This window comes from Thermotoga petrophila RKU-1 (assembly GCF_000016785.1).
Taxonomy (GTDB): domain Bacteria; phylum Thermotogota; class Thermotogae; order Thermotogales; family Thermotogaceae; genus Thermotoga; species Thermotoga petrophila.
Map to the genome: position 1 here is coordinate 1302252 of NC_009486.1, position 20325 is coordinate 1322576.

At 45.4% G+C, this 20325-nt stretch carries 36 protein-coding genes; 34 read left to right on the forward strand and 2 right to left on the reverse strand.

The genetic code is table 11. The features are described from left to right. The first annotated feature begins 21 nt into the window (after nt 1-21). Genes rpsJ through TPET_RS06755 form a run of 34 tightly spaced genes read left to right on the forward strand, consistent with a single transcriptional unit; the run spans nt 22 to nt 18334 of the window. Nucleotides 22-330: a 30S ribosomal protein S10 gene (rpsJ, locus tag TPET_RS06590; protein WP_004081837.1), complete on the forward strand. Its 309-nt coding sequence runs from the start codon at nt 22-24 to the stop codon at nt 328-330. 18 nt (nt 331-348) lie between these two features. After that, nucleotides 349-972 carry a 50S ribosomal protein L3 gene (rplC, locus tag TPET_RS06595; RefSeq protein WP_004081835.1) on the forward strand — a complete coding sequence of 208 codons (624 nt, stop codon included), beginning with the start codon at nt 349-351 and terminating at the stop codon, nt 970-972. Between the two features lie 20 nt (nt 973-992). Then, complete coding sequence (rplD, locus tag TPET_RS06600) at nt 993-1700, forward strand: 50S ribosomal protein L4 (RefSeq protein ID WP_011943785.1); 708 nt, start codon at nt 993-995, stop codon at nt 1698-1700. Continuing rightward, nucleotides 1672-1974: a 50S ribosomal protein L23 gene (rplW, locus tag TPET_RS06605; protein WP_011943786.1), complete on the forward strand. Its 303-nt coding sequence runs from the start codon at nt 1672-1674 to the stop codon at nt 1972-1974. Before rplD ends, rplW begins: the two co-directional genes overlap by 29 nt. Nucleotides 1975-1987: 13 nt before the next feature. Continuing rightward, nucleotides 1988-2818: a 50S ribosomal protein L2 gene (gene rplB, locus TPET_RS06610; RefSeq protein WP_008194995.1), complete on the forward strand. Its 831-nt coding sequence runs from the start codon at nt 1988-1990 to the stop codon at nt 2816-2818. A gap of 13 nt (nt 2819-2831) precedes the next feature. Next, nucleotides 2832-3119, forward strand: coding sequence for a 30S ribosomal protein S19 (rpsS, locus tag TPET_RS06615; protein WP_008194997.1), 288 nt, complete (start codon nt 2832-2834; stop codon nt 3117-3119). 11 nt (nt 3120-3130) lie between these two features. After that, on the forward strand, nt 3131-3610 hold the full coding sequence (gene rplV / locus TPET_RS06620; RefSeq protein WP_011943787.1) for a 50S ribosomal protein L22: 480 nt from the start codon (nt 3131-3133) through the stop codon (nt 3608-3610). A 9-nt stretch (nt 3611-3619) separates the two neighbouring features. Next, entirely contained in the window at nt 3620-4249 is a 630-nt protein-coding gene (gene rpsC, locus TPET_RS06625; RefSeq protein ID WP_011943788.1) for a 30S ribosomal protein S3, read from the forward strand. 14 nt (nt 4250-4263) lie between these two features. Then, nucleotides 4264-4692 (forward strand): 50S ribosomal protein L16, encoded by a 429-nt coding sequence (gene rplP, locus TPET_RS06630; RefSeq protein WP_011943789.1) that lies wholly within the window; start codon nt 4264-4266, stop codon nt 4690-4692. Continuing rightward, entirely contained in the window at nt 4689-4889 is a 201-nt protein-coding gene (gene rpmC / locus TPET_RS06635) for a 50S ribosomal protein L29 (protein WP_004081820.1), read from the forward strand. Before rplP ends, rpmC begins: the two co-directional genes overlap by 4 nt. 4 nt (nt 4890-4893) lie before the next feature. Further along, on the forward strand, nt 4894-5217 hold the full coding sequence (gene rpsQ / locus TPET_RS06640; protein ID WP_008195006.1) for a 30S ribosomal protein S17: 324 nt from the start codon (nt 4894-4896) through the stop codon (nt 5215-5217). Beyond that, entirely contained in the window at nt 5214-5582 is a 369-nt protein-coding gene (gene rplN / locus TPET_RS06645) for a 50S ribosomal protein L14 (protein ID WP_011943790.1), read from the forward strand. The genes rpsQ and rplN overlap by 4 nt, the downstream gene beginning before the upstream one ends. A 12-nt stretch (nt 5583-5594) precedes the next feature. Next, nucleotides 5595-5912 (forward strand): 50S ribosomal protein L24, encoded by a 318-nt coding sequence (gene rplX, locus TPET_RS06650; RefSeq protein ID WP_011943791.1) that lies wholly within the window; start codon nt 5595-5597, stop codon nt 5910-5912. A gap of 13 nt (nt 5913-5925) precedes the next feature. Then, nucleotides 5926-6480, forward strand: a complete 555-nt coding sequence (gene rplE, locus TPET_RS06655) for a 50S ribosomal protein L5 (protein WP_008195012.1) — start codon at nt 5926-5928, stop codon at nt 6478-6480. 14 nt (nt 6481-6494) lie between these two features. Beyond that, nucleotides 6495-6680, forward strand: a complete 186-nt coding sequence (locus tag TPET_RS06660) for a type Z 30S ribosomal protein S14 (RefSeq protein ID WP_008195018.1) — start codon at nt 6495-6497, stop codon at nt 6678-6680. 15 nt (nt 6681-6695) lie between these two features. Then, entirely contained in the window at nt 6696-7100 is a 405-nt protein-coding gene (rpsH, locus tag TPET_RS06665) for a 30S ribosomal protein S8 (RefSeq protein WP_008195021.1), read from the forward strand. A 13-nt stretch (nt 7101-7113) separates the two neighbouring features. Continuing rightward, nucleotides 7114-7668, forward strand: a complete 555-nt coding sequence (gene rplF, locus TPET_RS06670) for a 50S ribosomal protein L6 (RefSeq protein ID WP_011943793.1) — start codon at nt 7114-7116, stop codon at nt 7666-7668. Nucleotides 7669-7682: 14 nt separating this feature from the next. Next, a complete protein-coding gene (gene rplR / locus TPET_RS06675) occupies nt 7683-8051 on the forward strand; it encodes a 50S ribosomal protein L18 (RefSeq protein WP_004081803.1) in 369 nt (122 codons plus the stop codon). Nucleotides 8052-8083: 32 nt separating this feature from the next. Beyond that, complete coding sequence (gene rpsE, locus TPET_RS06680) at nt 8084-8602, forward strand: 30S ribosomal protein S5 (protein WP_038034562.1); 519 nt, start codon at nt 8084-8086, stop codon at nt 8600-8602. Beyond that, nucleotides 8595-8798, forward strand: a complete 204-nt coding sequence (rpmD, locus tag TPET_RS06685; protein ID WP_011943795.1) for a 50S ribosomal protein L30 — start codon at nt 8595-8597, stop codon at nt 8796-8798. The genes rpsE and rpmD overlap by 8 nt, the downstream gene beginning before the upstream one ends. Continuing rightward, nucleotides 8795-9238, forward strand: coding sequence for a 50S ribosomal protein L15 (gene rplO, locus TPET_RS06690; RefSeq protein ID WP_011943796.1), 444 nt, complete (start codon nt 8795-8797; stop codon nt 9236-9238). Before rpmD ends, rplO begins: the two co-directional genes overlap by 4 nt. Before the next feature lies 1 nt (nt 9239). Next, complete coding sequence (gene secY / locus TPET_RS06695) at nt 9240-10535, forward strand: preprotein translocase subunit SecY (protein WP_011943797.1); 1296 nt, start codon at nt 9240-9242, stop codon at nt 10533-10535. After that, the gene (locus TPET_RS06700) at nt 10532-11194 is read left to right on the forward strand and encodes an adenylate kinase (RefSeq protein WP_011943798.1); all 663 of its coding nucleotides are present in this window, start codon (nt 10532-10534) and stop codon (nt 11192-11194) included. The genes secY and TPET_RS06700 overlap by 4 nt, the downstream gene beginning before the upstream one ends. After that, entirely contained in the window at nt 11191-11943 is a 753-nt protein-coding gene (gene map / locus TPET_RS06705; protein ID WP_011943799.1) for a type I methionyl aminopeptidase, read from the forward strand. The genes TPET_RS06700 and map overlap by 4 nt, the downstream gene beginning before the upstream one ends. A 1-nt stretch (nt 11944) precedes the next feature. Next, a complete protein-coding gene (gene infA / locus TPET_RS06710; RefSeq protein ID WP_004081789.1) occupies nt 11945-12169 on the forward strand; it encodes a translation initiation factor IF-1 in 225 nt (74 codons plus the stop codon). Nucleotides 12170-12186: 17 nt separating this feature from the next. After that, a complete protein-coding gene (gene rpmJ / locus TPET_RS06715) occupies nt 12187-12303 on the forward strand; it encodes a 50S ribosomal protein L36 (RefSeq protein ID WP_004081787.1) in 117 nt (38 codons plus the stop codon). 15 nt (nt 12304-12318) lie between these two features. After that, nucleotides 12319-12696 (forward strand): 30S ribosomal protein S13, encoded by a 378-nt coding sequence (rpsM, locus tag TPET_RS06720; RefSeq protein ID WP_004081785.1) that lies wholly within the window; start codon nt 12319-12321, stop codon nt 12694-12696. An 18-nt stretch (nt 12697-12714) separates the two neighbouring features. Then, complete coding sequence (gene rpsK / locus TPET_RS06725) at nt 12715-13107, forward strand: 30S ribosomal protein S11 (protein ID WP_011943800.1); 393 nt, start codon at nt 12715-12717, stop codon at nt 13105-13107. Nucleotides 13108-13119: 12 nt separating this feature from the next. Continuing rightward, entirely contained in the window at nt 13120-13749 is a 630-nt protein-coding gene (gene rpsD / locus TPET_RS06730; protein WP_011943801.1) for a 30S ribosomal protein S4, read from the forward strand. A gap of 5 nt (nt 13750-13754) precedes the next feature. Beyond that, nucleotides 13755-14765, forward strand: a complete 1011-nt coding sequence (locus tag TPET_RS06735) for a DNA-directed RNA polymerase subunit alpha (RefSeq protein ID WP_011943802.1) — start codon at nt 13755-13757, stop codon at nt 14763-14765. Between the two features lie 3 nt (nt 14766-14768). Beyond that, the gene (rplQ, locus tag TPET_RS06740; RefSeq protein WP_011943803.1) at nt 14769-15164 is read left to right on the forward strand and encodes a 50S ribosomal protein L17; all 396 of its coding nucleotides are present in this window, start codon (nt 14769-14771) and stop codon (nt 15162-15164) included. A gap of 54 nt (nt 15165-15218) precedes the next feature. Further along, nucleotides 15219-16502 (forward strand): transcription termination factor Rho, encoded by a 1284-nt coding sequence (gene rho / locus TPET_RS06745; protein ID WP_011943804.1) that lies wholly within the window; start codon nt 15219-15221, stop codon nt 16500-16502. Nucleotides 16503-16509: 7 nt separating this feature from the next. After that, nucleotides 16510-17463 (forward strand): glucokinase, encoded by a 954-nt coding sequence (locus TPET_RS06750; RefSeq protein ID WP_128080965.1) that lies wholly within the window; start codon nt 16510-16512, stop codon nt 17461-17463. Nucleotides 17464-17467: 4 nt separating this feature from the next. After that, nucleotides 17468-18334: a DegV family protein gene (locus tag TPET_RS06755; RefSeq protein ID WP_011943806.1), complete on the forward strand. Its 867-nt coding sequence runs from the start codon at nt 17468-17470 to the stop codon at nt 18332-18334. Here the strand turns inward: TPET_RS06755 and TPET_RS06760 are convergent. Together TPET_RS06760 and TPET_RS06765 are read right to left on the reverse strand one after the other, a co-directional pair. Next, nucleotides 18270-18776, reverse strand: a complete 507-nt coding sequence (locus tag TPET_RS06760; protein ID WP_011943807.1) for a DUF5317 domain-containing protein — start codon at nt 18774-18776, stop codon at nt 18270-18272. The genes TPET_RS06755 and TPET_RS06760 overlap by 65 nt on opposite strands. Continuing rightward, a complete protein-coding gene (locus TPET_RS06765; protein ID WP_011943808.1) occupies nt 18773-20059 on the reverse strand; it encodes an HD-GYP domain-containing protein in 1287 nt (428 codons plus the stop codon). The genes TPET_RS06760 and TPET_RS06765 overlap by 4 nt, the downstream gene beginning before the upstream one ends. Nucleotides 20060-20325 lie beyond the last annotated feature (266 nt).

The window sequence follows — 20325 nt, forward strand, 5'->3', positions numbered from 1 at the left end:
AAGAGGGAGGGTGCTTAGAATATGCCTGGACAGAAGATAAGGATAAAACTCAAAGCCTACGATCACGAGTTACTCGACGAATCGGCGAAAAAGATCGTTGAAGTCGCTAAATCCACGAATTCCAAAGTGTCCGGTCCCATTCCCTTGCCAACGGAGCGGACACTCTATTGTGTCCTGAGATCTCCCATGAAACACAAGGACTCCAGAGAACACTTTGAAAAGAGAGTACACAAAAGGCTAATAGATATCATAGACCCATCTCCAAAGACCATCGATGCTTTGATGAGGATAAACCTCCCAGCAGGTGTCGACGTTGAGATCAAACTGTAATCCCTGGAGGTGTCTTTGATGAAGATGATAATTGGAAGAAAAATCGGTATGACGAGAGTATTCGTTGGAAATGATTCCGTTCCCGTTACAGTCATAAAGGCGGGGCCCTGTGTGGTTGTCCAGAAAAAAACCGTTGAGAAAGACGGATACAACGCTGTGCAGCTTGGATTCGAGAAGGCTAAGAAGGTCAACAAACCTCTCGCAGGACACTTCAAAAAATTCGGTGTGGAACCGATGAAAATACTCAGAGAGTTCAGAGTAGAAAATCCCGACGAGTACGAACCCGGACAGGTAATAAAGGTTGACGTGTTTGAAAAAGGTGAGTACGTGGACGTTACTGGCTGGACAAAAGGAAGAGGATTCGCTGGTGCGATGAAAAGATGGGGATTCAGCGGTGGACCGAAGAGCCACGGTTCCAAATTCCATAGAGAACTCGGTTCTGTTGGTCAGCACACGGAACCTGCCAAGATATGGAAAGGTAAGAAAATGCCCGGAAGATATGGAAACGAGAGGGTAACTGTCAGAAATCTTCAAGTTGTGGATATCGATCCTGAAAACGACCTTTTAGTGGTCAAAGGTGGAGTCCCTGGAGCGAGGGGCGGGCTCGTTTTGATCAGGAGCGCCAAGGCCCCGAAAAAGTAACAGTGGAGGAGGAATAAAAGATGGCTCAGGTGGATCTGTTGAATGTGAAGGGAGAAAAAGTAGGGACCCTGGAAATCAGTGATTTCGTTTTCAACATCGATCCCAACTACGACGTGATGTGGAGATACGTGGATATGCAGCTCTCCAACAGGAGAGCTGGAACTGCCTCTACGAAAACAAGAGGAGAAGTCTCCGGTGGTGGCAGAAAACCCTGGCCGCAGAAACACACCGGAAGAGCAAGACACGGTTCCATAAGATCCCCCATCTGGAGGCATGGAGGAATTGCACACGGACCTAAACCGAGAGACTGGAGCAAAAAGCTCAACAAGAAAATGAAGAAGCTCGCTCTGCGATCTGCTCTCTCTGTGAAGTACAGAGAAAACAAACTCTTCGTACTCGATGATCTGAAACTCGAAAGGCCGAAGACGAAATTTCTGAAGGAAATCCTCCAGAACCTTCAGCTTTCCGACAAGAAAACACTGATCGTCCTTCCATGGAAAGATGAAGGATACATGAATGTGAAACTCTCTGGAAAGAACCTTCCCAACGTGAAGGTAATAATTGCGGACAATCCGAACAACAGCAAAAATGGTGAGAAGGCAGTAAGAATAGATGGACTCAATGTTTTTGACATGCTCAAGTACGATTACCTTGTGCTCACCCAGGACATGGTTTCCAAGATAGAGGAGGTGCTCGGAAATGAAGCAGGAAAAGCTCTCACTGAATGATGTTCTAATCAGACCCATCATCACAGAAAAGGCTCTTATCCTCCGCGAACAGAGGAAATACGTATTCGAGGTCAATCCACTTGCAAACAAGAACCTGGTAAAAGAGGCTGTTGAAAAGCTCTTCAATGTCAAAGTAGAAAAGGTGAACATTCTCAACATGAAGCCCAAGCCGAAAAGAAGGGGTATCTTTGAAGGAAAGACCCGCAGCTGGAAAAAGGCTGTTGTAACTTTGAAGGAAGGTTACACAATCAAAGAACTGGAAGGCGAACACTGAGAGGGGTGAAGTCATGGGACTCAAAAGATTCAAACCGGTTACCCCGGGAAGGCGTTTTATGGTTATCTCCGATTTTTCGGATATCACAAAGACAGAACCTGAAAAGTCGTTGCTCGCACCTCTCAAGAAAACAGGTGGAAGGAATCATCACGGAAGAGTTACTGTAAGGCACAGAGGTGGCGGGCACAAGAGAAGATACAGAATAATAGATTTCAAGAGATACGACAAAGCTGGAATTCCTGCGAAAGTGCTGGCCATTGAATACGATCCCAACAGATCAGCCAGAATAGCGCTTCTCCTTTACGCTGATGGAGAGAAAAGATATATTCTGGCACCCAAAGGTGTGAACGTGGGAGACACTCTCATGAGCGGACCCGATGCGGAAATAAGGCCAGGAAACGCACTTCCTCTTGAGAAGATACCCGTCGGTACCCTTGTCCACAACGTGGAGTTCACACCGGGCAAGGGTGGTCAGATCGCAAGAGCAGCTGGTACATACTGTCAGATCATGGCGAAGGAAGGGAATTACGCTCTGCTCAGAATGCCTTCTGGAGAACTGAGAAAGGTACACATCAAATGCTACGCCACCGTCGGTGTTGTGGGCAACGAAGATCACAAGAACGAAGTCCACGGAAAGGCTGGAAGAGTGAGATGGCTCGGTAGAAGACCGCATGTCAGAGGAGTTGCCATGAATCCGGTGGATCACCCGCACGGTGGTGGTGAAGGAAGAGGTAAAGGTCACCATCCAACGAGTCCATGGGGCCTGCCAACCAAGGGCTACAAGACGAGACGTGGAAAGAGACCTTCTGACAAATTCATCGTCAGGAGAAGGAATGAAGCGTAAGGAGGTGAATTGAATGGGTCGTTCCAGTAAGAAAGGACCCTATGTAGATAAAAAATTACTCGAAAAGATCAGAAAACTCAACGAAACTGGTGAAAAGAAAGTTATCAAAACATGGAGCAGAGCCTCTATGATCATTCCTGAAATGGTAGGGCACACGATCGCAGTTTACAATGGTATGAAACACATACCGGTGTACATTACTGAAAACATGATCGGACACAGACTTGGAGAATTTGCACCAACCAGAAGGTTTGGAGGTCATGCCGACAAAAAAGCGAAAAAAGGTGAATTGAAGAAGTGAGGAGGGAAAGAATGAAGCTCCAGGTACCCAGAAGCAGTTTGAAGCGTTCAATTTTTCATAAAAAGAGAAAAGAGCTCCTGTCTTCTCTTCCGAAGATTGAAGCTAAGGCTGTGGCAAGATACATAAGGATCTCTCCAAGAAAAGCCAGAGCCATAGCAAACACAATAAGAGGGAAATCCGTCGAAGAAGCTTTCCAGATTCTTGCTTTTTCACCGAAGAAGGCCGCAAGAATAATGGAAAAGGTATTGAAGTCGGCTGTCGCGAATGCCGAAAATAACTTTGGGTTGAGTGTCGAGAATCTTTACGTTTCTGAGTGCTACGTTAACGACGGTCCAAGGATGAAAAGAATCTGGCCCAGAGGAAGAGGAAGGGCGGATATCATTCAGAAAAGAATGTCCCACATCACAATTGTGGTGAGGGATCGGAGTAAAGAAGATGAATACAGGAAAGCTCTTGAAGAATTAGAAAAGAAGATATCATCCGAAGAGTGAGGTGATACGGTGGGTCAGAAAGTGCATCCCCGCGGCTTCAGGTTGGGTCTGAGTGCCGACTGGCAAGCAAAATGGTTCAACGAAAAGAATTACAAAGAGTGGCTCCTCGAGGATGAAGAGATAAGAAAGTTCATAAAGAACAGGTATTACCATGCTGGGATTAGCGAGATATACGTAGAAAGACCTGACGCTGAAAGGATCAACATAACCGTGAAAACAGCAAGACCTGGAATCATCATAGGAAGGAAAGGTGCGGAGATAACGAGTTTGAGAGAGGAGCTGGAGAGGAAGTTCAACAGAAGGGTTGTTATTAATATTGAAGAGATAAAAACGCCCGAACTCGATGCACAGCTTGTTGCCGAGTCTATAGCTTCCCGTATAGAAAAGAGGGCATCTTACAAAGTGGCAATGAAGAGAGCAATAATGAACGCCATGAGAAAGGGTGCACAGGGAATAAAAGTGATGGTCGCTGGAAGGCTCGGTGGAGCTGAGATCGCCAGAAGAGAATGGTACCTCAGAGGAAGACTGCCTCTTCAGAAATTGAAGGCGATCATAGATTATGGAACGGCCACTGCGTGGACCAAGTACGGTACTATCGGCATCAAAGTGTGGATCTACAAAGGAGATGCTGATATCTAAGGGAGGTAATTGCCATGTTGATGCCAAGAAGGGTCAAATACAGAAAACAACAAAGAGGAAGAATGAAAGGAAAAGCCAAGGGAGGAACATTTGTTCAGTTCGGTGAATGGGGTCTCAAAGCACTCGAACCAGCTTGGATCACAGCCCAGCAGATAGAAGCTTGCCGAATTGCCATGCTGAGGGCTATGAAAAGATCCGGAAAGATCTGGATAAGAATATTCCCTGACAAACCTTACACGAAAAAACCACCTGAATCCAGGATGGGAAAAGGTAAGGGTAACGTTGAAGGATGGGTCGCCGTTGTGAAACCCGGGAAGATTCTCTTTGAAGTGGCGGGAGTCGATGAGGAAACAGCCCATGAAGCTCTCAGGTACGCTGCGAGTAAACTTCCCATAGCTACTAAGGTAGTTCCCCGTCACCATATTGGGGGTGAGGCAGTATGAAGGCTTCCGAACTCAGGAATTACACAGATGAAGAATTGAAGAATCTTCTCGAAGAAAAGAAGAGACAGCTCATGGAACTCAGATTCCAACTTGCAATGGGACAGCTGAAGAATACTTCTCTCATAAAGCTCACTAAAAGAGACATCGCAAGAATAAAGACCATTCTTAGAGAGAGGGAGTTAGGCATAAGGAGGTGAAAATATGCCCAGGAAACGTTTGACTGGAATAGTTGTGAGCGATAAAATGGACAAGACAGTAGTTGTTGCCGTGGAAAAGCTCGTTCAGCACCCGATTTACAAAAAATACGTGAAAAGGACGAAAAAATATCACGCACACGATGAAAGGAACGAATGTAAAATAGGAGATGTTGTTGAAATAGAAGAGACAAGGCCTCTCAGCAAAACTAAGAGATGGAGAGTCGTCAGGATCATTCAAAGGTTTGAACCCGAAAGAGTACTGAAAGAAGAAGAGGACATTCAGGAAGAAATAGAAGCAGTCGAGGGCAAGGGAGGGGTTGAATCATGATACAGCAAGAGACCTACCTCAATGTGGCTGATAACTCCGGTGCCAAAAAGCTCAGAGTTATAAGGGTTATCGGTGGGTTTCATAAAAAGTACGGAACGGTTGGAGATATAGTCGTGTGTTCAGTCAGAGAAGCCATCCCAAATTCTGATGTGAAAAAGGGAGACGTGGTCAGAGCAGTTATCGTGAGAACAAAGAAGGAAATCAGAAGGAGTGATGGTACTTACATCAGATTCGATGACAACGCGGCTGTTCTCATTGACAAGTTCAACGCTCCCAGAGGTACCAGAATCTTTGGACCGGTTGCGAGGGAACTCAGAGAAAAAGGTTTCATGAAAATAGTATCCCTCGCACCAGAAGTTTGGTGAGGTGATACGGAGATGAGGATAAAAAAGGGTGATCTCGTCGAAGTAATTTCTGGAAAAGACAAGGGAAAAAGGGGAAAAGTACTCAGAGTGATTCCAAAGGAAAACAAAGTCATCGTTGAAAATGTGAACATGGTGAAAAGGCACCAGAGACCTATTCCCCAGCTTCGTGAGGGTGGAATCATAGAGAGAGAAGCGCCAATTTACGCATCCAAAGTCATGGTTGTCTGTCCTGCTTGTGATAAGAGAACAAGGGTTGGCTACAGGTTCACCGAAGATGGAAAAAAGGTAAGATACTGCAAGAAGTGTGGTGAGATCATTGACAAAGATTGAGGGAGGAATCGGTATGAGATATGAATACGTTCCTCTGAAAGATCAGTACGAAAAGGAAATAGTACCCGCTTTGATGAAAGAGTTCAACTACAAAAACATCCATCAGGTTCCAAAGTTGGTCAAAATCGTTATAAACATGGGAATTGGCGAAGGTTCCAGAAACTACGACCTCATAGAACGACACGCGAACGAGCTCGCAAAAATTACAGGGCAGAAACCAATCGTTACAAGGGCGAGGAAGAGTATTTCCAACTTCAAGATAAGGAAGGGAATGCCGATAGGTTTGAAAGTAACCCTCAGAGGAGCAAGGATGTACAATTTTCTCTACAAACTCATAAACATCGTGCTGCCCAAGGTGAGGGACTTCAGGGGACTCGATCCCAATTCCTTTGACGGAAGAGGGAATTACTCCTTTGGTCTTTCAGAACAGCTGGTTTTCCCTGAACTGAGTCCGGATGAAGTCAGAAGAATACAAGGAATGGACATCACCATCGTCACAACTGCAAAGACAGATCAGGAAGCCAGAAGGCTTCTTGAGCTCTTTGGCATGCCTTTCAAGAGAGGATAACGGAGGTGAGATGAATGGCCAAGAAGGCGATGATAGAAAGATGGAAGAAACCGAAGAAGTACAAGGTTCGTGAGTACACAAGGTGCCACATCTGTGGACGCCCGAGAGCGGTGTACAGAGAATTCGGACTCTGCAGGGTTTGTTTCAGGAAGCTTGCTCTGGAAGGAAAGCTCCCCGGAGTTCGGAAGGCAAGCTGGTAAGGGAGGGATGGTACTGTGTGGAGCGATCCAATTGCCGACATGCTAACAAGAATCAGAAATGCCAATATGGTTTTCAAAGAATATACGGATATACCTGCTTCTAACCTCAAGAAGAAGATCTGCGAGATCCTGAAAAGAGAAGGATTCATAGCGGACTACAAATACATCGAGGATGGAAAGCAGGGAATACTGAGGGTTTACCTCAAATACAAAGGCGGAAGGAAGAACAGAGAAAGAGTCATTCACGGTATCGTCAGAGTGTCTCACTCAGGTAGGAGAATTTACGTTGACAAGGATCATATTCCAAAAGTGAAAAACGGTCTTGGAATAGCCATACTCACTACTTCGAAGGGCGTTCTAACAGATAAAGAAGCTCGTCAGCTTGGAGTCGGCGGAGAAGTAATCGCTTACGTCTGGTGAGGAGGTGTTTTGAATGTCTCGACTCGCGAAAAAGCCCATAGTCTTACCACAGGGTGTTACGGTTGAAATAAAAGACAACGTTGTTAAGGTGAAGGGACCCAAGGGAGAACTCAGTCAGGAATTTCTCCCTTACGTGAAAATAGAAGTTGAAGGTAATGAAGTCTGGGTAAGACCCAACGAGAATCAGATTATAAGAAAATCTGACTGGAGAAAGATAAAGATGTTCCAGGGAACTTACTGGTCCCTCATCAGAAATATGGTTGTTGGTGTAACAGAAGGCTACAAGAAAGAGCTGGAAATCGTAGGAATCGGTTACAGGGCTCAGCTTCAGGGGAATACAGTAGTGATGAACCTTGGTTACGCTCATCCCGTTGTTTACGAGATACCCTCTGATGTGAAAATTGAAGTTCCTGCACCGAACAGGATAGTTGTTTCTGGCATCGATAAACAGAGGGTTGGACAGGTTGCCGCTGAGATCAGAGCGTTCAGACCACCAAATGTCTACACCGGAAAGGGAATCAGGTATGTTGGTGAAGTGGTGAGACAGAAAGAAGGTAAGAAAGCATAAAGGGGGTAGCTGAAATGATAAAGAAGGAGTCAAAAAAAGAGCAGCGACTCAGAAGGCACAGAAGAGTTAGGAAAAAGGTGTTTGGAACTCCCGAAAGACCAAGGCTCTGTGTTTTCAGAAGCAATAAACACATATACGCACAGATCATAGATGACACTATAGGCCACACTCTTGTTTCCGCTTCTACTCTCGACCCCGAGCTGAGGGAAAAGCTTCAGAAAACGTGGAACGTAGAGGCAGCCAAAGAAGTAGGGCTTCTCATAGGAAAAAGGGCTCTCGAAAAGGGAATAAAGAAGGTCGTGTTCGATAGAGGCGGATACAAGTACCACGGTAGGGTTAAGGCACTGGCGGATGGTGCCAGAGAAGCTGGACTCGAATTCTGAAGGAGGGTGGTACTGTGGAAACACAGGGAGTTATGAAAGAAATACAGTATGAAGAATTCGAAGAGAAGATAATAGAAATAAGGAGAACCTCCAAAGTCACAAAGGGTGGTAAGAATCTGAGCTTCAGAGTTGTTGCAATAGTTGGAAACAAAAACGGTAAAGTGGGACTGGGAATAGGAAAGGCAAGAGAGGTTCCTGAAGCGATCAGAAAGGCCATATCTGCTGCAAAGAGAAATATCATAGAGGTTCCTGTAATCAACGGAACCATACCGCACGAAATCATAGGAAGACAGGACGCTTCCAAAGTGCTTCTGAGACCAGCAGCGCCAGGTACAGGTATCATCGCAGGTGGTACTGTCCGAGCAGTTGTTGAACTCGCGGGTATTCAGAACATACTCACAAAATCGCTCGGGTCCACCAATCCTTTGAACCTCGCTCTTGCAACAATGAACGGTCTGAAGAATCTCCTGGATCCAAGAAAAGTTGCAAAACTCAGGGATATCTCAGTCGAAGAAGTGTTCAAAGGTGTGAGGAGGGAGGACAATGCCTAAGAAGCTGAAGATAAAACTGGTCAAGAGTCCCATCGGTTATTCCTGGGATCAAAAGGATACGGTGAAGAGGCTTGGACTCAGGAAGCTCAACCAGATAGTCGTAAAGGATGACCTACCACAGATCAGAGGTATGATCAGAAAGGTGAGGCATCTGGTGGAAGTAGAGGAGATTGAGGAAGGGGGTAGCAACGCATGAGGCTTGAAGATCTGAGGCCAACTCCCGGGGCAATGAAAAAGAGGAAAAGAGTCGGTAGAGGTCCCGGATCTGGGCACGGAAAAACCAGTGGAAGGGGACACAAAGGACAGAAAGCCAGAGGAAGCGGAAAGGTTCACATCTGGTTTGAGGGTGGACAGACGCCTCTGCACAGAAGACTCCCCAAGAGAGGATTCAACAACATAAACAAAAAGGTTTATGCGGTTGTTAATGTCAAAGTTCTCGAAGAAAGGTTCGAAGCCAACGAAGAAGTAACTCCTGAAAAACTCATCGAAAGAAAGATCATAAAAGATCTGAAAGATGGGATAAAGATCCTCGGAGACGGAGAACTCACCAAGCCACTGGTAGTCAAAGCACACGCTTTCAGTAAGAGCGCTGTAGAAAAGATAGAAAGTGCTGGTGGTAAGGCTGAGGTGATATGAAATGTGGCAAGCTTTTAAAAACGCTTTTAAAATACCAGAGCTTCGTGACAGGATCATCTTCACGTTCCTCGCTTTGATCGTTTTCAGGATGGGGATTTACATCCCCGTTCCTGGATTGAATCTGGAAGCGTGGGGGGAAATCTTCAGAAGAATAGCGGAAACCGCTGGTGTCGCTGGAATTTTGAGTTTCTACGATGTGTTCACTGGAGGAGCTTTGAGTCAGTTCTCTGTTTTCACCATGAGTGTCACTCCATACATAACCGCGTCGATCATCCTTCAGCTTCTGGCATCTGTTATGCCTTCGCTCAAGGAGATGCTCAGAGAGGGTGAAGAGGGAAGAAAGAAGTTCGCAAAGTACACAAGGCATCTCACACTCTTGATAGGTGGTTTTCAGGCTTTCTTTGTTTCCTTTTCGCTTGCAAGATCGAACCCGGACATGATAGCTCCCGGTGTTAATGTGCTCCAGTTCACCATTCTCTCCACCATATCCATGCTTGCCGGAACCATGTTTCTGCTCTGGCTCGGTGAAAGGATCACAGAAAAGGGTATAGGAAACGGTATTTCGATCCTGATCTTCGCGGGAATAGTGGCAAGATACCCAAGCTACATTAGACAGGCATATCTCGGTGGTCTGAATCTTTTGGAATGGATCTTTCTCATAGCTGTTGGCCTTATCACGATATTTGGAATCATACTCGTTCAGCAGGCAGAGAGAAGGATAACCATACAATACGCAAGAAGGGTCACAGGAAGGAGAGTGTATGGAGGAGCCAGCACGTATCTTCCTATAAAGGTGAACCAAGGTGGTGTGATCCCCATCATCTTTGCGAGTGCCATAGTTTCAATACCTTCTGCGATCGCTTCAATAACGAACAGTGGAACTCTTCAAAATCTCTTCAAAGCAGGTGGATTCCTCTACCTTCTCGTTTACGGATTGCTGGTGTTCTTCTTCACTTACTTCTATAGCGTTGTGATTTTCGATCCTAAGGAAATCTCTGAAAACATTCAGAAGTACGGAGGTTACATCCCGGGCTTGAGACCTGGAAGATCAACGGAGCAGTACCTCCACAGAGTTCTGAACAGAGTGACGTTTATCGGAGGGGTCTTCCTCGTAGTTATAGCCCTTCTTCCCTACCTGATACAGGGAGCCATAAAGGTGAACGTCTGGATTGGAGGCACTTCCGCTTTGATCGCTGTGGGAGTCGCTCTTGACATCATTCAACAGATGGAAACCCATATGGTGATGAGACACTACGAAGGATTCATCAAAAAGGGTAGAATAAGGGGGAGAAGATGATGGCGTACCTCGTCTTTCTGGGACCTCCGGGTGCGGGAAAAGGAACCTACGCAAAGAGATTACAGGAAATAACAGGTATTCCACATATATCCACTGGTGACATCTTCAGGGACATTGTAAAGAAAGAGAACGACGAACTTGGGAAGAAGATAAAAGAGATCATGGAAAGAGGAGAACTCGTTCCGGATGAACTCGTGAACGAGGTTGTGAAAAGAAGACTCTCAGAAAAAGATTGTGAAAGAGGATTCATACTGGATGGTTATCCAAGAACTGTTGCTCAGGCAGAATTCCTCGACGACTTTTTGAAAAATCAAAACAAAGAGCTCACGGCTGCTGTACTCTTTGAAGTTCCTGAAGAAGTGGTTGTTCAGAGGCTCACAGCCAGAAGGATCTGTCCAAAATGTGGAAGAATTTACAATTTGATTTCACTTCCTCCAAAAGAGGATGAACTGTGCGATGATTGTAAAGTGAAGCTCGTTCAGAGAGAAGACGACAAAGAGGAAACAGTGAGACACAGGTACAAGGTTTATCTCGAAAAGACACAGCCGGTGATTGATTACTACGATAAAAAGGGCATTCTCAAACGAGTGGATGGTACCATAGGAATAGACAACGTGATTGCTGAAGTGTTAAAGATAGTAGGGTGGAGTGATAAATGATAAGAATAAAGACACCCTCTGAGATCGAGAAGATGAAAAAAGCCGGAAAAGCGGTCGCAGTAGCTTTGAGGGAAGTTGAAAGAGTGATCGTTCCGGGGAAAACCGCATGGGACGTTGAAATTCTTGTTCTGGAGATCTTCAAAAAACTCAGAGTCAAGCCGGCTTTCAAGGGATACGGTGGTTACAAGTACGCAACGTGTGTTTCCGTGAATGAGGAAGTGGTGCACGGTCTTCCCCTCAAGGAGAAGGTTTTCAAAGAAGGAGACATAGTCTCTGTGGATGTTGGAGCGGTGTATCAGGGACTTTACGGTGATGCGGCCGTTACATACATAGTTGGAGAAACCGATGAAAGAGGAAAAGAGCTGGTGAGAGTAACAAGAGAGGCACTGGAAAAAGCTATAAAAATGATAAAACCCGGCATCAGACTTGGAGATGTTTCGCACTGCATTCAAGAAACAGTTGAATCGGCAGGTTTCAACGTGATCAGGGATTATGTGGGTCATGGAGTGGGGAGAGAACTCCACGAAGATCCTCAAATTCCAAATTACGGAACACCCGGAACGGGTGTGATATTAAGAAAGGGTATGACACTGGCCATAGAACCCATGGTGAGTGAAGGAGATTGGAGAGTTGTTGTGAAAGAAGACGGATGGACAGCCGTTACAGTGGACGGTTCCAGATGCGCTCATTTTGAACACACGATTCTGATAACAGAAAATGGGGTGGAGATATTGACCAAGGAGGGATGAAATGGGAAAGGAAGATGTCATCCGGATGGAAGGGACCATAATAGAGGCTTTACCTAACGCTATGTTTAGAGTAGAATTAGACAATGGGCACAAAGTGCTCGCCCACGTTTCTGGCAGGATGAGGAAAAATTTTATAAGACTGGTTCCTGGAGATCGGGTTATTGTTGAACTCTCTGTGTACGATCTCACTCGAGGGCGAATCGTTTATAGAAAAAAACCAGAGTAACGAAAGGAGTGAGGAGAATGAAGGTTCAGGCTTCTGTGAAGAAGAGATGTGAACACTGCAAAATAATCAGAAGGAAGAAGAGAGTCTATGTTATCTGTAAGGTTAATCCAAAACACAATCAGAAGCAAGGTTAAGGAGGAGGGAAATGAATGGCTCGTATCGTAGGTGTTGAGCTTCCAAACAACAAAAAGGTCTGGGTGGCGCTGACCTACATCTATGGAATTGGAAGGAGCAGATCCTTTGAAATTTTGAAAAACACTGGTATAGATCCGGAAAAGAGAGTGGGAGACCTCACCGATGAGGAGATCAGCAAGATCACCAAGTACATCCAGGATCATTTCAAGGTAGAAGGAGAACTCAGAAGCGAGGTTGAAAGAAACATCAGACGACTCATAGAGATAGGGTGTTACAGAGGTATCAGACACAAACTTGGGCTCCCCGTTAGAGGTCAAAAGACCCGATCAAACGCAAGGACAAGAAAAGGACCCAGACCGAGCAGAATAAAGACCAAAAAGAAGTCTTCATAATGTAAAGGAGGGAATTGAATGGCAAGAAAGAGAGGCAGCTCTTCAAGGAAACAGAAGAAAGTTGGCTTCGATTACGGAGTGGTGCATATAAAATCCACTTTCAACAACACCATAATTACTCTCACTGACAAAGATGGAAATACACTCACCTGGGCCAGCGGAGGAACGGTGGGATTCGAGGGAACAAGGAAGGGAACACCCTACGCTGCTCAGCTGGCAGCCGATAAAGTGGCAAGAGAAGCTCTCAGAATGGGCATCAAAAAAGTCGATATTCTTGTGAAGGGACCTGGCCCGGGAAGAGAACCTGCGATAAGAACGCTTCAGGGCGCCGGTCTTGAAATCAACCAGATAAAGGATGTTACTCCTATTCCGTTCAACGGCTGCAGACCCAAGAAGAGAAGAAGAGTGTGAGGAGGGAACGAAATGGCGAGATATACAGGACCTCTTTGCAAGCTTTGCAGAAGAGAGGGAATGAAACTCTATCTTAAAGGAGAAAGGTGTTACACCGATAAGTGTGCTTTTGACAGAAGACCTTACGCACCGGGTCAGCACGGTCAGAGAAGAGCCAAGCTCACGCAGTACGGTATACAGCTCAGAGCAAAGCAAACCGTCAAAAGAATCTACGGCATACTTGAAAGACAGTTCGAAAGGTACGTGGAAAAAGCTATGCAGAAGGCAGGAGACACTCGAGAGAACTTGATCCAGATACTTGAAGCCAGACTGGACAACGTCGTGTACAGAATGGGATTCGCTATAAACAGAAGACAGGCAAGACAGCTGGTTAATCACGGACATTTCCTCGTGAATGGAAAGAAAGTGAATATACCGAGTTATCTTCTGAAGCCGAACGATGTAGTTGAATTGAGAGAAAAAAGCAGAGACCTCGAAGTGATCAAAAAGGCTGTAGAAGCCAACAAAGAAAGAAGCGTTGTACCCTGGATAGAAGTCGATTACGACAACTACAGAGGCACTTTCCTGAGATATCCGAGCCTTGAGGAAGTTACCGATCTTCCAGTCGATCTTCAGACAGTTATCGAATTCTACTCGAGGTGATGTGAATGATAGAGTTTGTGATACCGAAAAAATTAAAGGTGGAGGAAGAACGAGAGGAAAAGGACTATTATTATGCAAGATTTTCGCTTTCTCCGCTTGAAAGAGGATATGCCATCACGATAGGAAACGCATTGAGGAGAGTTCTTCTCTCCTCCATACCTTCTCTCGCAATCGTTGGAGTGAGATTCATAAAGCCAGAAAAGTACCATGAATACGATTACATTGAAGGAGTAAAAGAAGACATACTGGATATAATCCTGAACTTGAAGAAAGTTCAGTTTCGGGTCAACGTGACTGTGAAAGGTACAATAAAGATGGAGGTAGAAAAGAAGGGACCGGGCGAACTTGTCGCGGGTGATATAAAGACACCGGCTGGTATCGAAGTGGCGAATCCGGATCTACACATCGCCACCTTGAATTCTAAAGCAGATCTTTTCTTCGAAGTCTACGCAGAAGTGGGAAAGGGATTCGTTCCCGTGTCTGAGAGGGAAGAAAGACCTGACGTGGGATGGATTCCAATAGATGGAGTTTTCAGCCCTGTGATCAAAGTGAACTTTCTGACGGAAAACGTTCGTGTTGGAAAGAGGACGGATTACGACAAGCTCATTCTTGAAATCTGGACGAAGAAATCGATAAGACCTGAAGAGGCCCTCAGAAAGGCTGCGGACATCCTGATAAATCATTTCAAAATCGTGACGGAGGGTCTGCCTGAACTGAAGATCTCCGAGGAATACATCATCACATCCGAGGAAGAAGAAGCAGAAATTCCCGCCGTTGATCATGAAGAAGAAAACAGGGAGAATCTGGATGTTTACAACAGAAAGATAGATGAACTCGAGCTTTCGGTCAGATCTCTCAACTGTTTGAAGAGAGCTAAAATAGAAACGATCGGAGATCTTCTCAGCAAAACAGAGGAAGAGCTTTTGAAGATAAAGAATTTTGGTCAGAAATCTCTCGATGAGGTCAAGGAGAAATTGAAAGAAAAATTCGGTCTTGAGCTCAGGAAGGGGGAATGAAAGATGAGACATAGAGTGAAGAGGCACAGACTTGGAAGATATGGTAGCCACAGAAAAAGTCTCTTGAGAAACCTTTCAAGAGAAATCGTTGAACACGGTTCGATAGTTACCACAACAGCAAAAGCAAAAGCTCTGAAGATATTAATGGATAAACTTGTCAGCAAGGCCATAGAAGCCGCCACAACTGATGATAAAGCCAAAAGCGTTCATCTGAGGAGGCAGATAAACGCTGTGCTTGGAGACAGACGATTGACAAACAAACTTGTGGATGAAATAGCGAAGAACTACGTTGGGAGACACGGAGGCTATGTGAGGGTTCTGAGGATAGGTTTCAGAAGAGGAGATGCCGCTGAGATGTCGCTCGTTCAGCTTGTGGAGGCATCCAGTCAGGAAGGCTGATGCCTCCTTTTTCTTTCCCTCCCTTGTTGCCTTCCATCAGTAGGAGGTGAAAAATTGACAGAGGAACAGAAAGCCATTAGCATATCAGAGCTGGAATCCATGAACATAAAACAGCTCTACGAGATAGCAAAATCCCTGGGTATTCCTCGATACACTTCTATGCGAAAAAGAGACTTGATTTTTGCCATTTTGAAAGCCCAAACCGAATCCACCGGTTATTTTTTCGGTGAAGGTGTACTGGAAATTCATCCTGAAGGTTTTGGTTTTTTGAGAAGGCTCGAGGACAACCTTCTTCCAAGCAACGATGATATATACATATCCCCTTCTCAGATAAGGAAATTCAACCTGAACACGGGAGATATAATTTCCGGGGTTATAAGGAAACCGAAAGAAGGCGAAAAGTACTTCGCCATGATAAAAATCGAAGCGATAAATTATCGACCAGTCGAAGCGGTCAACGACAGAGTAAACTTTGACAACTTGACTCCGGATTACCCCAGAGAACGCTTCATCCTTGAAACCAACCCAAAGATATATTCCACCAGATTAATAGATCTTTTCGCTCCTATTGGGAAGGGACAAAGAGGAATGATCGTGGCACCTCCAAAAGCCGGTAAAACGACTATCCTCAAAGAAATAGCGAACGGTATCGCTGAAAACCACCCGGATACCATAAGAATAATCTTACTGATCGATGAAAGACCGGAAGAGGTTACGGATATAAAAGAGTCAACGAATGCAATCGTCATAGCGGCTCCCTTTGACATGCCCCCAGACAAACAGGTAAAGGTCGCCGAGCTCACCCTGGAAATGGCAAAGAGACTGGTGGAATTCAATTACGATGTTGTTATACTCCTTGACAGTCTGACAAGACTTGCTCGAGTGTACAACATAGTAGTTCCTCCCAGCGGAAAACTTCTAACGGGAGGTGTGGATCCAGCCGCCCTTTACAAACCCAAGAGATTCTTTGGAGCGGCGAGAAACACCCGTGAAGGTGGAAGCCTCACGATCATCGCTACCGCTCTTGTGGAAACGGGTTCGAAGATGGACGAGGTCATATTCGAGGAATTCAAAGGAACAGGTAACATGGAGCTGGTTCTCTCAAGACAGCTGGCGAACAAGAGAATCTTCCCAGCCATAAATCTTTTGCTTTCCGGAACAAGAAGGGAAGAGCTGTTGCTCGATGAAGAGACTCTCAAGAAGGTTTGGCTCTTACGAAGGATGCTCTCTGCAATGACGGAAGAAGAAGGTTTGACGCTCATACTGAACAAACTTTCCGAAACTTCTTCAAACGAAGAATTTCTGAAATTGATAGACAAGGAAAAAGCAAGATACTGAGCAGGAGGTGCCGAAGTTGAAGCTCATAGGAGTTGATCTTGGAGGAACTACCTTCTCGGTAGGACTCGTGAGTGAAGATGGAAAAATACTGAAGAAAGTAACTCGGGATACTCTCGTAGAGAACGGAAAAGAAGATGTGATAAGAAGAATCGCCGAAGCGATTCTGGAGGTGGCTGATGGAGAAGAAACGCCTTACGTTGGCATTGGATCTCCAGGTTCGATAGATAGAGAGAATGGGATTGTCAGATTCTCCCCTAATTTTCCGGACTGGCACAACGTTCCACTAACTGATGAGCTGGCAAAGAGAACTGGGAAGAAAGTTTTTCTTGAAAACGATGCGAACGCGTTTGTCCTTGGAGAGAAGTGGTTCGGAGCCGGAAGAGGATACGATCACATAGTGGCTCTGACACTTGGAACTGGCATTGGCGGAGGAGTTGTCACTCACGGACACCTCCTCACGGGAAGGGATGGAATAGGAGCGGAACTCGGGCATGTTGTCGTCGAACCCAATGGCCCCATGTGCAACTGCGGTACAAGGGGTTGTCTTGAAGCTGTGTCATCCGCAACGGCGATAAGGAGATTTCTCAGAGAAGGCTACAAGAAATATCACGACTCTCTGGTTTACAAACTCGCGGGTTCACCCGAAAAGGCAGACGCCAAGCACCTTTTTGACGCCGCAAGACAGGGAGACAGATTCGCTCTGATGATAAGAGACAGGGTGGTGGATGCCCTGGCACGAGCCGTAGCGGGCTACATACACATATTCAACCCGGAGATAGTGATCATAGGTGGAGGAATTTCAAGAGCGGGAGAGATTCTGTTTGGTCCCCTGAGAGAGAAAGTGGTGGATTACATCATGCCGTCTTTTGTGGGAACCTATGAAATAGTAGCGAGTCCTCTCGTTGAGGACGCTGGGATCCTTGGGGCGGCTTCTATCATAAAAGAGAGGATAGGGGGGTGAACTGATGAAAGTGAAGATTCTCGTTGACAGCACAGCCGATATTCCCTTTTCCTGGATGGAGAAATACGATATAGACAGCATTCCGCTGTACGTGGTGTGGGAGGATGGAAAATCCGAGCCGGATGAGAGAAAACCGGAAGAGATAATGAACTTTTACAAGAGAATAAGAGAAACAAGCAATGTGCCAAAAACTTCCCAGCCGAGTGTGGAGGACTTCAAGAAGAGATATCTGAAGTACAAAGAAGAGGGTTACGATGCTGTTCTGGTTTTCACCATATCGTCAAAGCTCTCTGGAACCTATAACTCTGCTGTTCTTGCTTCCAGAGAAGTGGATATACCTGTTTACGTTGTGGACACTCTACTCGCTTCGGGTGCGATACCCCTTCCGTCCCGTGTGGCTCGTGAAATGCTCGAAAATGGTGCCACCATCGAGGAAGTTCTGAAAAAACTCGATGAGAGAATGAAAAATAAGGACTTCAAGGCGATCTTCTATGTTTCGGATTTTGACTACCTTGTCAAGGGAGGAAGGGTGTCAAAGTTCCAGGGATTTGTGGGAAATCTTCTCAAGATAAGGGTGTGTCTTCACATAGAGAACGGAGAACTCATCCCTTACAGAAAGGTCAGAGGAGACAAAAAGGCGATAGAAGCCCTCATAGAAAAACTACGTGAAGATACTCCTGAAGGCTCGAAGTTGAGAGTGATAGGTGTTCACGCCGACAACGAGACTGGGGTAGTGGAACTTTTGAACACACTCAGAAAAAGTTACGAAGTTGTCGACGAAATCATATCACCGATGGGAAAGGTGATCACGACTCATGTGGGGCCCGGGACGGTTGGGTTTGGAATCGAGGTTTTAGAACGAAAAAGATGAAAACACCGATGAACACAAGTATGTCTCCCACACTTATAACGAACTTTCTTCCCCACGGAAGATAAACGGGTATGTAGTCTGCTAAGAGAGTTTTCCAGGAAAATTCAGTGAATGCGATGTGTTTGAAATCGAGATCCAAATTGAGAAGTTTAAGGGTGGGCTCCCATACCGGCATCTTTCCACCGTTGACGCTCATGGTGAAGCCGTTCAGAATGGCACCGGCTGCCATCAGTTTGAAACCGGGAATATCTCTGTTCCAGATGAAGAAAAGAAGGAGCATTGCAAACGATACAGGAACGAGTATCTCTTTCCATGGAAGAAGCTGAAGCACGAAAGGAATGGCAAATAGATAGAGCCCTCTGTAGTTGTATTTCAAAACGTTTTTGATGTTTCCCGTCAGAGTCGAAAGAAGCAAAGCTATGAGAAAAACATCTATCATCATGGTTTTTCTTCCTCCTTTTCTTCCTCGAGAATCTCAAAAAGCAAGTCGACGAGTCTGGGGTCGAGGACAACCCCTTTCATGTTTTTCATCATGATTTCCTTTGTCTCTTCGTAACTGAGTGCTTTTCTGTAGGGTCGATCACTTGTGAGCGCTTCGTACACATCGGCAACGGATATTATTCTGGAAGGCAGAGGGATCTCTTCTCCTCTCAGGCCATCGGGGTATCCTTTTCCGTCCCATCTTTCATGGTGGTGTCTAACCCATTTGCTTTCTCTGTTGTTGAATATGTCCACTTCCCTCAGTATGTCTTCGCCCATGATGGGGTGGTTCTTCACTATCGACATTTCTTCTTTTGAAAGGATGGTGGGTTTCTTCAGAATGTGGTCCGGAATCCCTATTTTTCCTATGTCGTGCAGGAAAGCGGCGTTGTAGATTCTCTCAACCATCTTCGGTGAAAATCCAAGTCTTTTGGCCATTTTCTTTGCGAGTTCTGCCACTCTTTCGCTGTGACCGCGGGTGTATTCATCTTTTTCTTCAAGACTCTTTGCAAGGAGTTTCAGGTGTTCCAGTTTTGCTTCGTAGTACTTGTATCTGTAGTAGTTTCCTACCTGAATAGAAAGAACGGCTGCAAGAGATACGGGGATGGCTATGAATCCGATGTACTGATAGAGAATGTAGATGACGGCTATGACCGGTATCATGAGAGCCATGCTCGTGACAGGACCGTATAGAACCTTAGAAGCGGTCTCACGGATATCACCTTTGGTGAGGATGTAAACTCCAAAAAACACGAAGATGTTGTTGATGAGAAAGTAGACAACAGTACTCAACAGAATAGCGAGGATGTTCTGAAAGGTGTTTGTTCCAGATAGCCGGTGGAAGAGGAAGCTTGTTACGTAAGTGGTCACAGCCAGCTGAGAGAAATTGAAAATATAACGACTGACAGGATAACGTTCTCCGAAGAAGAGTTTTATTATCTTAAAAGTAATAGCCGATGATGCTGCCACAAGGGAAGCCTCCAGTGGATTCAAAAGCGCTGCCGTGAAGATGTTTACAATGAAAACAGCAGAAGTTTCCACTTTTCCACGTGTAAATTCGAGAGTTTTTATATTAACAGCATCAAAAAACAAGTTCGTGAGGAAGAAGAGAATTATCAAACTCCAGTTGTGAGGATTCTGAAAAAGATTCTCCAGATCTAGAAAGAAAAGGAACAAAAATCCTACAAGTATTAGTGAAGAATAGACAAGAAAATTCCTTTCACCAAAATCCTTTTTCTCTTTCATATACTCACTCCTTATAAAGGCACGAGGGCAGGGGACAATTATTCGCTGAATATTTATTGCCGAACTTTTACCAAATTTTATTAGCCCCAACAACTGCCATCAGTGCTCCGAGCAGACTCCCGAGGACGAGGACTATTTTCATGAGCTTTCTCATGGCTTCCCCCCCTTTCACTGCTTTATCTCAGAGCTTCGCTCGTTACCGGATCTTCGCTGACCACATCTCGTGTCTCTCCGCTCAAACTTTTATCCCCCCTGCCCTCACAACA